The sequence below is a fragment of the Bacteroides intestinalis genome (assembly GCF_003464595.1).
GTDB classification, from domain to species: Bacteria; Bacteroidota; Bacteroidia; order Bacteroidales; family Bacteroidaceae; genus Bacteroides; species Bacteroides intestinalis_A.
In genome coordinates, this window is record NZ_QRZF01000012.1 from 150,570 (window position 1) to 164,989 (window position 14,420).

At 41.0% G+C, this 14,420-nt stretch carries 8 protein-coding genes; all 8 read left to right on the forward strand.

Annotated elements, in window-relative coordinates; translation table 11 throughout:
- Window positions 1-8 precede the first annotated feature (8 nt).
- Entirely contained in the window at window positions 9-1,427 is a 1,419-nt protein-coding gene (locus tag DWW10_RS16790; RefSeq protein WP_118487135.1) for a Gfo/Idh/MocA family oxidoreductase, read from the forward strand.
- Between the two features lie 39 nt (window positions 1,428-1,466).
- On the forward strand, window positions 1,467-2,807 hold the full coding sequence (locus DWW10_RS16795; RefSeq protein ID WP_118420707.1) for a 3-keto-disaccharide hydrolase: 1,341 nt from the start codon (window positions 1,467-1,469) through the stop codon (window positions 2,805-2,807).
- A gap of 84 nt (window positions 2,808-2,891) precedes the next feature.
- Window positions 2,892-3,737, forward strand: coding sequence for an FAD:protein FMN transferase (locus DWW10_RS16800; RefSeq protein ID WP_022392413.1), 846 nt, complete (start codon window positions 2,892-2,894; stop codon window positions 3,735-3,737).
- A 250-nt stretch (window positions 3,738-3,987) separates the two neighbouring features.
- Window positions 3,988-4,962: a glycoside hydrolase family 43 protein gene (locus DWW10_RS16805; RefSeq protein ID WP_118420706.1), complete on the forward strand. Its 975-nt coding sequence runs from the start codon at window positions 3,988-3,990 to the stop codon at window positions 4,960-4,962.
- 33 nt (window positions 4,963-4,995) lie between these two features.
- Window positions 4,996-7,473 (forward strand): glutaminase domain-containing protein, encoded by a 2,478-nt coding sequence (locus tag DWW10_RS16810; protein ID WP_022392411.1) that lies wholly within the window; start codon window positions 4,996-4,998, stop codon window positions 7,471-7,473.
- 326 nt (window positions 7,474-7,799) lie between these two features.
- Window positions 7,800-11,048 carry a SusC/RagA family TonB-linked outer membrane protein gene (locus tag DWW10_RS16815; protein WP_022392410.1) on the forward strand — a complete coding sequence of 1,083 codons (3,249 nt, stop codon included), beginning with the start codon at window positions 7,800-7,802 and terminating at the stop codon, window positions 11,046-11,048.
- 22 nt (window positions 11,049-11,070) lie between these two features.
- The gene (locus tag DWW10_RS16820) at window positions 11,071-13,122 is read left to right on the forward strand and encodes a RagB/SusD family nutrient uptake outer membrane protein (protein ID WP_022392409.1); all 2,052 of its coding nucleotides are present in this window, start codon (window positions 11,071-11,073) and stop codon (window positions 13,120-13,122) included.
- Between the two features lie 122 nt (window positions 13,123-13,244).
- Window positions 13,245-14,249, forward strand: coding sequence for a family 43 glycosylhydrolase (locus DWW10_RS16825; protein ID WP_022392408.1), 1,005 nt, complete (start codon window positions 13,245-13,247; stop codon window positions 14,247-14,249).
- The last annotated feature ends 171 nt before the right edge of the window (window positions 14,250-14,420 follow it).

A 14,420-nucleotide genomic window follows, 5' to 3' on the forward strand; every position in this document is an offset into this window, starting at 1 on the left:
ATGAGATAATGACAACACGAAGAGATTTTTTGAAGACCATGACTATGGCTTCTGCCGGATTGGCATTGGGTGCTGGTGATGTACTGGCAAATCCCACCTTTGCATCGCAAAGAAAGATAACAGATAAGGTGAAGATTGCCTATATAGGCATTGGCAATCGTGGCGAACAGATTATTGGGGATTTTGCCCGTACCGGTATGGTGGAGGTTGTGGCTTTGTGTGATGTTGATATGGGAGCCCCCCATACGCAAAAGGTAATGAACCTGTATCCTAAGGCAAAGCGTTTCCGTGATTTTCGCCAGATGTTCGATAAGGCAGGCGATGAGTTTGATGCTGTAGCTATAGCAACGCCTGACCATTCCCATTTCCCTATTAGTATGCTGGCTCTGGCATCAGGTAAACATGTATACGTAGAGAAGCCTCTTGCGCGTACTTTCTATGAAGGTGAGTTGTTGATGCAGGCTGCATTGAAACGGCCTAATCTGGTTACCCAGGTGGGTAATCAGGGTCACTCTGAGGCTAACTACTTCCAGTTTAAGGCATGGATGGATGCCGGTATCATCAAAGATGTAACGGCTGTAACGGCACATATGAATAACCCCCGTCGTTGGCACAAGTGGGATACAAACATCTATAAGCTTCCTGCAGGACAACAATTGCCGAAGGATATGGAATGGGATCCTTGGTTGGGAGTAACTCCTTATCATGAATATAACAAGGACTATCATTTGGGTCAGTGGCGTTGCTGGTACGATTTCGGTATGGGCTGTCTGGGCGACTGGGGTGCACATATCCTGGATACGGTTCATGAGTTCCTGGAACTGGGCTTGCCGTACGAAGTGACTATGCAATATGCCAACGGGCATAATGATTTCTTCTTCCCTTATTCTTCCACGATCCTGTTCCGCTTCCCTCAACGTAAGGGTATGCCGCCGGTTGACATAACCTGGTACGATGGTTTGGATAATCTTCCTCCTATCCCTGCCGGTTATGGTGTATCCGGTCTGGATCCTAATATTCCTACAACAAACCAGGGAGATGCTCCGGCTGCGAAGTTGAATCCTGGAAAGATTATTTATTCAAAAGAACTTACCTTTAAGGGTGGAAGCCATGGTAGTACGCTTTCTATCATTCCGGAAGAAAAGGCAAAGGAAATGGCCGGTAAGTTACCGGAAGTGCCTAAGAGTCCGTCCAATCACTTTGAGAATTTCCTGTTAGCTTGTATGGGTCAGGAAAAGACTCGTTCTCCGTTTGAAATTAACGGTGTCCTGGGTCAGGTATTCTCATTGGGAGTAATGGCTCAGCGCCTCAATACGCAGTTGTTCTTTGATCCTCGCACGAAGCAGATTACGAATAATGAATTTGCTAATGCTATGTTGGCCGGAGTACCGCCACGTAAGGGATGGGATGAGTTTTATAAAATGTAATAGCATCATATTAAAATAATTAATAGAAGAGATATCAATATGAAAAAGAATTATTTGTTGCTTCTGTTTGTGTTTTGTGCCTCTATGGTTTCAGCACAGAACTGGGAGCCTCTTTTCAATGGAAAGAATCTGAGTGGCTGGAAGAAGCTGAATGGTAAAGCCGAATACAAAGTAGTGGATGGCGCTATTGTGGGCGTTTCAAAGATGAATACTCCTAATACCTTCTTGGCTACCAAGAAAAACTATGGTGACTTTATCCTGGAATTTGATTTTAAGATAGACGATGGATTGAATTCTGGCGTACAAGTACGTAGTGAAAGCAAGAAAGACTATCAGAAGGGCCGTGTACATGGCTATCAGTTTGAAATAGACCCTTCAAAGCGTGCATGGTCGGGTGGTATCTATGATGAGGCTCGACGTAACTGGCTGTATCCTTTGACACAGAATCCGGCAGCTAAAACAGCTTTCAAAAATAATGAGTGGAACAAGGCTCGTATTGAGGCTGTAGGCAATTCTATTGCTACCTGGATTAATGGAGTACCTTGTGCTAATATTTGGGATGATATGACTCCTGTAGGCTTTATTGCTTTGCAAGTACATGCTATCGGTAATGCTGCTGATGAAGGAAAGACTGTTAGCTGGAAGAATATCCGCATTTGTACTACAGATGTAGAACGTTACCAGACAGCTCAGAAAGCACCGGAAATAAATGTTATTCCTAATACAATTTCTCCGAACGAAGCCAAAGAAGGTTGGGCACTCCTTTGGGATGGAAAAACTTCCGAAGGCTGGAGAGGAGCCCGATTGAACTCTTTCCCGGAAAAGGGCTGGAAGATGGAAGACGGCATCCTGAAAGTAATGAAGAGCGGTGGTGCGGAATCTGCTAACGGTGGTGATATCGTAACAACTAAAAAGTACAAGAATTTTATTTTGAAAGTAGATTTCAAGATTACTGAAGGTGCTAATAGTGGTGTGAAGTATTTTGTTAGTCCTGATATGAATAAGGGAGCCGGTTCAGCTATCGGTTGCGAGTTCCAGATTCTTGATGATGACAAGCACCCGGATGCTAAGCTAGGCGTAAAGGGTAACCGTAAATTGGGTTCGCTTTACGATTTGATTCCTGCTCCGGCAAACAAACCTTTCAATAAGAAAGACTTTAATACAGCTATGATTGTTGTGAAAGGTGACCATGTAGAACATTGGTTGAATGGTGTGAAGCTCATTGAATACACACGCCAGAATGAAATGTGGGATGCATTGGTTGCTTATAGTAAATACAGAGATTGGCCTAATTTCGGAAATCATGAGTCCGGAAATATCCTTTTGCAAGATCATGGAGATGAAGTTTGGTTTAAGAATGTAAAGATCAAAGAATTGTAATTAATATTATGTCTTCGAAAAGGGCAAGTTGCAGCATTGTGGCTTGCCTTTTTCATTTTTTCTCTAAGAAACACAGACTTGAAAATGCCGAATGTTATTCAACATCTTTATAAATTCTCGTCTTTACACGGTGGATTGCTTTATGCTTGGTTTCCATCGATGCATACACGCGTTGATATAGTGCTGTGCGGCAGGCAAGGCGAAGAGGCCTTGATGCTGGTGGTCGGTGCTATCCATGAAATGCTTTGCCATTTGGAAAAGATGGCAAATTATTATGATGCAGAGAGTGAACTGGCATATTTGAACCGTACAGCAGCCACGGGACCGCAACCGGTCAGTAAGGAGCTTTATGATATGCTTGCTTTCTGTGTAGAATGTTACACTCGAACTGATGGATGTTTCGATGTTACTATTCATTCGGCTAATTATACACGTAATTCTATTCATAGTATTCAACTGTCACCTCAGGAACATACTCTCTTCTTCTTGCAGCCTGGAGTGACTATCAATCTTTCCGGTTTTTTGAAAGGATATGCTTTGGAGAAGATACGGGAGTTACTTCAACAATATGAAGTAGAGAATGCATTGGTTAATATGGGGAATAGCTCTGTATTGGCTTTGGGTCATCATCCGTTGGCTGATGGGTGGAAGGTTAACTTCGGACAAAGTGCTATTGCGCAAGAAAAAGAATGGCCGGAAATATTTCTTAAAAATGAATGTCTCACAACTTCGGGTAATGATTCGCATGAGCGGAAACATATTATCGATCCTCAGAGTGGAAAACTGATAGAGGGGAAAAGGGAAGTAGCAGTTGTTACAGCTAATGGAGCTGTAGGTGAGGTGTTGTCGACTAGCTTATTCGTAGCTGATGCTCGTCAGCGGGAACTTTTGAAGGTAGAATTCTGTCCGCGTTTGATTCTTGATCTTTAAAATCCTTCATCGCTTTGATATATATTATGCTATTTCTATATAGTATAAAAGACATGACAAACAAAAATGGTGGAATAAGAAGAGAAATGTATACTCTGAAAAGTAAGGATTGCGTCAGAAAAAGTAATTATCCAGTCAAGGAGGCATCCTAAGATACAATTGACGTAATTATTCCATACGTTGAATCTTTTCTGTTATCTTGTGTGTTTTCGATTCTCTACTTTTGTATCACCATGAAAACATCAATTTTATGAAAACACATTTAATACTTTTCTTATTGTTTTTTATATGGACGTCTTGTGGAAATTCTACAAAGCCGTCTGCTTCTACATCAACAGATGACGATTTTGAAGTTCTGGAAGAACGTTTGCCTATAGCAGACCCGTATGTACTCTTTTATGAGGATTGCTATTATGCATATGGAACAAATGTCCGGGGATTCGAAGTTTATACTTCTACCGATTTAAAACATTGGCATCGGAACCGCAATTTAGCTTTGTCACCCGAAGATTCTTGGGGAAATAAAGGCTATTGGGCTCCTGAAGTTTATTATGTAGAGTCGTTGAAGAAGTTTTATATGTTCTATACAGTAAACGAGCAAGTTTGTGTTGCTACTTCCGATTCGCCTGAAGGACCGTTTGTGCAGGATGTGAAGCAGCCTCTCTTTGGTAGTGAAAAGAATATTGATCCTTCTCTTTTTATAGATTCCGATGGTAAAGCATATCTCTATTTTGTCCGTTTCACGGGTGGAAACGTCATTTGGTGTGCGGAAATGAATTCTGATCTGAAAAGCTTGAAAGAGGAAACATTGACGAAATGTATTGAAGCACAGGATGAGTGGGAGCGTAAACAAGCTACTGTAGCTGAGGGACCTTCCATATTGAAGCAGAATGGAGTTTATTATTTGCTTTACTCAGCCAATCATTTTGAAAGTAAGGATTATGCTGTAGGTTATGCCACCTCGGATTCTCCTTTCGGACCTTGGGAGAAATATAGTGGAAATCCTATTCTCAGGAGAGATATGGATCAGACTGCGAGGTTGTCGGGTACTGGCCATGGTGCTCCTTTTATCTGCGAAGACGGAAGCTATAAATACATATTTCATGCTCATGCCAGTGAAGAGAAGGTACAACCTCGTTCTTCCTATATCAAGGATCTTACTCTGTCGGATAAGGGGATAGTCTCTATTCATGGAACAGTTATCCGACCTGTAGTTGTGAAGTAACTAATGAATAATTAAGATAAACTTTTGGATTTTATGAAACGATTGATGACGCTATTGCTGGGATTTGCTGCCCTGGCGGGATGTACCTCACCCCAATCTGAGCAGCATGTGAAGAATGAATTGCGTGCGCCTGCCTATCCGTTGGTTACTATTGACCCTTATACAAGTGCGTGGGCTTTTCAAGATAACTTGTATGATGGTGCAGTGAAACATTGGACCGGCAAGAGCTTCCCTCTGATTGGCGTAGCTAAAGTAGACGGACAAACTTACCGTTTCATGGGAGCGGAAGAACTCGAATTGAATTCTGTGGTTCCCAATTCGGAGCAGGAAGACTGGGTAGCGAAATATACAGTGGTACAACCGGCTGAAGGGTGGCAGAATATGGACTTTAATGATAGCCGCTGGAAAGAAGGCAAAGCTGCTTTTGGAACCATGGAGAATGAGCATACTGCCAAGACGCAATGGAGTGAAAAGTATATTTGGGTACGCAGAACTATAGACCTTCAGGAAGATTTGGCTGGTAGGAGTGTATACCTTGATTATTCACATGATGATGACGTAATTATTTATATCAATGGTGTCAAAGTGGTGGATACGGGTAATGCTTGTAAGAAGCATGCCCAGGTGAAGCTTTCGGATGAAGTGGCCGCTTCTTTGAAGAAAGGGAAGAACTTGATAGCTGCATATTGCTACAATCGTGTGGGAAATGCCTTGCTGGACTTTGGACTATTGGTTGAACAGGAAAACTATCATTGCTTTGAACAGACTGCCGAGCAAACTTCGGTAGATGTACAAGCTATGCAAACCTATTATACATTTATTTGTGGGCCAGTTGATTTGAAACTGACTTTTACTGCTCCTTTGTTTATGGATAATCTGGATTTAATGACTCGTCCGGTTAATTATCTCTCGTATGAAGTTGCTTCTAGAGATGGTAAAAAGCATCAGGTGGATTTGTATTTCGAAGCCTCTCCGCAATGGGCGGTTGATGTACCTCATCAGAAATCTATAGCTGGTAGTTTTGAAGAAGGCGATTTGCTGCTTTTACGTACCGGAAGCCAGAGTCAGGAGATTCTGAAAAAGAGAGGGGATGATGTCCGGATTGACTGGGGTTATTTTTATTTAGCTGGTAAAAAGGATAATGCGACTTATGGTATCGGTGATGGCAAGATTTTGCGTAAGAGCTTTTTGGAGAACAAATTAGATGCACCGGCTACTGATGGTTATGATAAACTGGCTTTGGTATGTTCGTTAGGTGAAACAAAAAATGCTGATGGTTATCTGATGCTGGGATATGATGATATTTATTCCATCCAATATTTCGGTGACAATTTGCGCCCTTATTGGAATCGTTCTGGGAAAGAAACGATTGTATCTCAGTTCCAGAAAGCTGCGGTTGACTATCAGAAACTGATGAAAGATTGTGCTGCTTTTGATAAGAAATTGATGGAAGAAGCTACCGCAGTGGGCGGTTGTAAGTATGCTGAACTTTGTGCATTAGCTTATCGTCAATCTATAGCTGCCCATAAACTTGTAGAAGCTCCGAACGGTGAATTATTGTTCCTTTCTAAGGAAAACTTCAGTAACGGTTCTATTGGAACTGTTGATATTACATATCCTTCGTCTCCTTTATATTTACTTTACAATCCGGAATTGGCCAAAGGGTTACTTAATCATATTTTCTACTACAGTGAAAGTGGTAAGTGGACTAAACCGTTTGCTGCCCATGACGTAGGTACATATCCGCTGGCTAACGGACAGACATACGGTGGTGATATGCCTTTGGAAGAAAGTGGAAATATGCTGTTGGTGACTGCTGCCATTGCTGCCATAGAGGGAAATGCGGACTATGCAAACCGTCACTGGGCTACATTGACCACTTGGACTGATTATCTGGTGGAATATGGTCAAGACCCGGGAAATCAACTCTGTACAGATGATTTTGCAGGACACTTTGCTCACAATGCCAATCTTTCTATAAAAGCTATATTGGGTGTTGCTTCTTATGGTTATTTGGCTAATATGTTGGGAAAGACTGAAGTCGCTGAGAAATATACAAATAAAGCAAAAGAAATGGCTGCCCAATGGGTAGAGATGGCCGATGATGGCGACCACTACCGTCTGACATTTGACAAGGCAGGTACTTGGAGTCAGAAGTATAATTTAGTATGGGATAAACTGATGAATTGGCAGATATTCCCGGAGAAAGTGGCTGAAACGGAAATTGCATACTATCTGACCAAGCAAAATCGTTATGGTTTGCCGCTTGACAGTCGTGAAACATATACCAAGACTGACTGGATTATCTGGACTGCTACTATGGCTAAGGATAAGGCTACTTTTGAAAGTTTTGTTGATCCGGTTTATAGCTTTATGAATGAGACCGTTGACCGTATTCCAATGTCTGATTGGGTCTTTACAGACAGTCCGAAACAACGAGGCTTCCAAGCTCGTTCGGTGGTGGGCGGATATTTCATTAAGATGCTTGAAGAGAAACTGCATACTAAATAGTATGCAGTTTTATCAAAAGTTTCGCTATATAGAAAATATATATTATAATCTTGCCGAGAAATATCTGTAGGGGCATATTTTGGCTTTATAATTGCATTTCTTGAAAAGATAGTTCTATCGTTATTTCTTGTAAAGAGATAATTTTGCTTCGTGAAAAACAGAAATTTCGTTTAATGTTAAATCTAATAATAAGCCTATGGTATAAAGAGAAACAATTTTTGATTAATCTAATTTGCTAGCTAAAAATTTGCTTGCAAGACACTGTATTAATAAAAAATACGGAATATTCATCTTCCGTAGTATTTCTAATCTAATATCTATAAAACATGTCTAAGAAAATCTTATTTTTATTTTTTTGCGTGTTTGCACTTGCAGCACATTCTCAGAATGTTGTAATAAAGGGTTCTGTAACGGATGTTAATAAGGAACCTTTGTTGGGTGTGAATATTAAGGTAAAGGGAACTTCTACAGGTACCATTACCGATATCGATGGTAACTTCTCGATAAATGGGCCAAAGGGTGCTACACTTGTAATTTCTTATATTGGTATGGTGACCCAAGAAGTGGAGTATAAAGGACAGCCTCTGAATGTTGTATTGAAAGACGATTCCCAAGCTCTGGAAGAGGTGGTAGTTGTAGGTTATGGTTCGATGCGTAAGAAAGACCTTACGGGGTCCGTAGTACAAGTACGTCCGGACAAGATAGCTAATGATAACCCCAAGACAGTACAGGATATCTTACGCGGTACACCAGGTTTGACAGTAGGATATGGTGAAGGTGATGCCGGTGCTAAAGGTGGTGGCTCAATGAAGATTCGTGGTCAGCGTTCTGTTTATACCGATGGTGGGCACAATGACCCGTTACTTATCCTTGATGGAATGTTTTTTTATGGTGAGCTTTCTGAAATTAACCCGGATGACATCGCACAGATTGATGTGTTGAAGGATGCTTCTGCTGCTGCTGTTTATGGTGCACGTGCTGCGAATGGTGTTGTCATCATCTCAACGAAAAAGGGTAAGCAAGGCAAGCCGACAATTAACTTTACAGCCAGTGTCGGATTGACTCAAAAGGCTGCTTATCGCGACAGATGGCAGAGTCCGGAAGCATATCTGCAACATTATGTAGACTGGAAAGAAAAGAATACGTATGGTGTAAATGCAGAAACCGGTGAATATGCCGCTTATTCAAGAGCGGGTAATGAATATACTTCAAAGCCGGGTTACTTCCGCAATCCTAACAACCTTGACGATGTGTCTTTGGAAGCATGGAGAGGTTATACTACTAATGATGAAGGAGAATCAGATTTGAGCATTTGGGCAAGACGTTTGGGCTTTAGACCTAATACAGCTTTGATGGATAATCTTTTATCTGGTAAAGTAATGGACTGGCAGGACAAAGCATTTCGTTTGGGTTTCAATCAGGATTATAATGCCAGTATCAGTGGTGCCGGTGAGAAGATTGACTACTATATGTCATTGGGTTTCTTGCGTAATGAGGGCGCTTTTGTAGACGATACTTATCGTGCTATTCGTGCAAATTTTAAATTGAATGCAAAGGTAACAGACTGGTTTGAAATCGGCGCTAATATCAATTTTCAAGACCGTACGGATGGTGAAATCGGTATGAATAAAGGTGGTTTCATGGAGAACAGTCCCTATGCTGTGTTTAAGGATGATGAGGGCAATTATGTACAAGACCCATTGATGTTCCAGTATGACCGTAATAATCTGACAAACTGGTATTATGAAAAACAGTTCTTGGAATTGCAGAAAGGATATACTACATTCAATACGATTTTCAATGCGAAATTGAAATTGCCGTTTGGCATTACTTATACATTCAATGCCGCTCCGCGTTTGCAGTATTTCCATGATCGTTACTTCATGTCTGCCGAACGACCGAATTCTAATCCGAATGACCGTGGAGCAAATCGTGAGCAAGCTAAACGTTTCGATTGGTCTTTGAATAATACCATCACTTGGGACAAAATGTTTGCCGATAAGCATCATGTTATTGTGACTTTGGCTCAGGAAGCGGAAGAACTTCAATATTGGAAAGACCGTATTGAAGCTCGCAACATCTTACCGTCTGATGTACTTGGATTCCATAATACGCAAAATGGTGACAAGTCGGTTAGTAGTTTTGAAAGTAACGATACACATCAGACTGCTGATGGTTTGATGGCTCGTTTATTCTACTCTTATGATGACCGTTATATGGCTACTTTCACTATGCGTCGTGATGGTTATTCGGCTTTCGGCTCTTCTAATCCTTACGCTTACTTCCCTTCTGGTGGTTTGGCTTGGACTTTCTCTAATGAAAAGTTCTTCCAGCCATACAATCATATCATGAGTACTGGTAAGTTGCGTGTATCTTTCGGTAAGAATGGTAACCGTTCGCTTGCTAATCCTTATGAAGCTCTTGCTAACCTCTATCCGGGTGGTGGAAAGATGCAGGGTTATATTACATCTTCTGGCGATTTATACTTGATGCGTTACTTGATGGCTCAACGTATGGAGAATCCGAATCTGCAATGGGAAAAGACACAATCTTGGAACTTTGCTTTGGACTTTGGTTTCTTGAATGACCGCATAACCGGTACGTTGGAATATTACCGCATGAGTACCAAGGATATGATTATGGGACAGCGCTTGCCTAACTTTACAGGTTTTGAGAGTATCACGACCAACTTGGGACAAGTTGATAACAATGGTTTTGAAATCGCTTTGAACACGTTGAACATTGATAATAAGAATTTCCAATGGAGCACAACATTCAGTCTTTCATACAATAAGAATCGCATTAAACATCTATATGGTGATTATGAAGATATATTGGATGCTTCAGGCAATGTGATTGGGAAAAAAGAAGCTGATTACGTGGGTAACGGTTGGTTTATTGACAGACCTATCAGTGCCATTTGGGATTATAAAGTGACCGGTATTTGGCAGAAAGATGAAGTGGATGAAGCAAAGAAATATGGTCAGGTTCCGGGTGATCCAAAGGTATGGAACAATCCGGCTAACGATGAGTATGATGCCGATGGAAATTTGAAGAAGATTATTTATAATAATGATGATAAAGTATTTCAAGGACAAACGGCAGCTCCCGTAACCTGGGCATTGCGTAATGACTTTACTTTGTGGAAAGATTTGACATTGTCCATCAATATTTACTCTCGTATGGGCCATAAGAGCTTGGAAAGTATGTATCTGAACAATGACGATGATGGTGGTGGTATGACTTACCGTTTAGTGAATAAAGAAGCTAAAGAGTATTGGACAGTAGATAATCCAAGCAATAAATATGCACGTATTGAAGCACAAGGTCCTGAAGGTGCTAAGGGAGCCCGCAGACTTTATAACCGTTCTTTTGTTCGTTTGGAAAACATTTCAATCGGTTATACATTGCCCAGACAGTGGACTAAGAGAGTGGATATTGAACGTGTTAAGGTGTATGCTACAGTTCGAAATGCTGCCGTGTGGGGCTCTAAGGACTGGGAATATTATGGTGACCCGGAAACAGGTAATTATGCCTCTCGTATTTGGACACTGGGACTTAACTTAACATTCTAAATCTTTTAACTCAAGAATAAATATGAAAAACTATATTCAAAAATTTATTTGCAAGGGATTTATCCTGATGGCCGGAGCTTCAATGGTGCTGACCGGTTGTAAAGAGAGCTTTTTGGAACCTGATCCGCAAGCCATGTTCAAGCCTAGTGAAGTGTTTACTACAGAAGATGGTCTTAGGTCTGTGTTGGCTATCTGCGATCGTCAACTGAAGAGAAACTATGTGAGTGAAGATTCTCGTGAGATGATGGCGTTGGCTACAGAATACACTTTCTCTGATTTGATGGTACCTGCTGCGACTGATAAATCAGGATTCCTTGATAATGTAGATAATATGTTACGTTCGAATAGCGATCAAAGTACAGAAAAAAACTTAGGTCGTACAAACAGCATATATTTCTTTTGGCGACAAGGGTATGAAGGCATTCGAAATGCTAATACATTGCTTTCGTTTATAGATGATGTCCCTATGGATGAGACGTTGAAGAAAGAGTATATTGGTCGTGCCTATTTCCATCGTGCTTATCGATATTATGCATTAGTATTCCAGTATGGGCATGTACCTTTACTTACCAAATTAGCATCATCTCCTAAATTGAGTTACCATTCTACTCATAGGGATGCAATCTTGGAAAAGATGGCACTTGATATGGAATTTGCTGTTCAGTGGGTACCTGAACAAAAGGATATGGAGTATATTGGTATGGTGAATAAGGGAGCCTGCCGTATGTTGCTTTCCAAGCTATATCTGGCTCTTGGCAGATATGAGGATGCAAAGAAGCAGCTGGATATTCTGATTGATCAGTCCGGTTATTCATTGATGACTAATAATTTTGGTACCTTCTTTGAAGGTGGTGAACCTACTTCCTGGCCTATTACACGTAATGTGATTTGGGATTTACATCGTCCGGAGAATAAACTGATTACTGCTAACAAGGAAGTTATTATGGGTATGCCTAACCGTGGTGTGGCGGCCGAATCGTTTATCCCGATGCTGAGTATGCGTATCATGTATCCTTTCTTCTTTGATGGTAGAATCAAGATGCCCGACGGCAAACAAGCGTTGTATAATCTTGACCGTACTAATAGTAAATACCGTGTAGAGTATGATTATATGCGTGGCTTAGGACGTGGTATTGCAACTTTCCGTACCAGTACTTTCTATCAAGATGGATTGTGGGCTGTAAACGGTAAAATGGATGAAACAGATTTGCGTCATAGTGCAGAAAGCGGAAACTGGATGCATATGGAAGATTTGCGTTGCAATAATGTGGATTCTGAATTTTATGGACAGAACATTATGCTTTATTCCGATAGAGATTTCTACGGTGTAAAAGACGGAAAGCCTGTGCTGATCACCGCAAAGGGACAATTATTGTGTTCCGACACAATTCGACGCTGGTATGATGTGCCTCATTACATCTTCTGTCTGAATGATGTAGTCAACCAAGGTTTGATTAAAAACAATGGTCTTGAAGGAGCAACCGATGGTAGTGTTGCCGATTGGTATCTCTATCGTTTGGCAGAAGCTTACTTACTTCGTGCTGAAGCTAAATTCTACATTAATCCGAGTGATCCGACTATCAAGGATGACCTGAATATCATCAGAAAACGTGCACAATGTTCTGAGCTCTATACTGGCAATGTGACTATCGGTGATATCATGGACGAACGTGCGCGTGAGCTTTTCTATGAAGAGTGGCGTAATGTAGAGTTGACTCGTGTATCTCTCTGCTTGGCTCGCAGTGGAAGACCGGATGAATGGGGCAATACCTATAATGTGGAAACTTTTGACAAACAAACCGGTACAGATCTGGATGGCGGTAGCTATTGGTACCAACGTTGTGTACGCAAAGGTATGTACAACAAGGGTGTAACGATTCGTGTTGATGCCACTAAGACAGACATTAATTTCATTATGGGTAAGCATAATATTTATTGGCCGATTCCTTATAATGCTATTGAGGCTAATAAAAATGCCAAGCTGTGGCAGAATGTAGGTTATACAGAATACGACCCTGCTACTCCTATATGGAATACTTGGGAAGAAGCTGTAGCTGATGAAGATAAAATTTAATCAATCACTTTCGCTGTAGTGCGAAAAGAATATTGGAGGTATATAGGATCGGCAAAGTCAGAATGGTGAATCGCTGTGAGAAATATACCTCCATTTTCTTTTTATCATAAATGTTTGTTCTGATGAAAAAGTTACTTATAATATCGGCCTTATGTTGCCTGACGGCATGCTCTTCATCATCGTCAAAGGTGGAAGATGATCCGGAAGATCAACCGAAGAATGTATATCATAATCCGGTTATAAACTACAGTTTGCCTGATCCTTCTGTTATCAGAGGAGAGGACGACTATTTCTACTTATATGCTACTGAAAATATTCGTAATCTGCCTATTCATCGTTCCAAGAATTTAGTAGATTGGGAATATGTAGGTACGGCTTTTACAAATGATACTCGTCCGGACTTTGAACCCAAAGGAGGATTATGGGCTCCAGATATTAATAAAATAGGCGATAAATACGTGCTTTATTATTCCATGTCCGTTTGGGGAGGAGAGTGGACTTGTGGCATCGGATGTGCTACTGCCGATAAGCCCGAAGGCCCTTTTAAGGATCATGGAAAAATGTTCCGTAGCAATGAAATCAATGTGCAGAATTCTATTGATCCTTTCTATATAGAGGAAGGAGGTCAAAAATATCTGTTTTGGGGCAGTTTCCGAGGCATTTATGCTATCGAGCTATCAGATGATGGACTTTCCCTTAAAGAAGGTGCTACACCCCAAAAAGTGGCAGGAACTGCCTACGAAGGCACTTATATTCATAAGAAGGATGGTTATTACTACTTTTTTGCTTCAATAGGTACTTGCTGTGAAGGATTGAACAGCACATATACAACAGTAGTAGGACGTTCGGAAAATCTTTTCGGCCCTTATGTTGATAAAAAGGGCGGGAATATGCTCGACAATAAACATGAAATCCTGATTCATAAGAATAGTGCTTTTGTAGGCACCGGCCATAATTCTGAGATTGTGACGGATAATGCCGGTAATGATTGGTTTTTCTATCATGCGGTAAGCGTAAAAAATCCTGAAGGACGTATGTTGCTGATGGATAAGATTGAGTGGAAAGATGGATGGCCATCTGTAAAGGGTACTTCTCCATCAATAGAGGCAGAAAAACCAGTATTCTAACAACTATAAAACAAATGCGATTATGAGACTAAAGAGATTGTTTTTTGGAGTAATGCTTTTAGCGGGCATTACAAATGTAGGGGCTATGGAGCATTCTCTGGGAGATGTTTCAACCTCTATTTCCTTAAAAGTTCCGGGTAATGACGCCCAACACTATTCACTGACACTTCA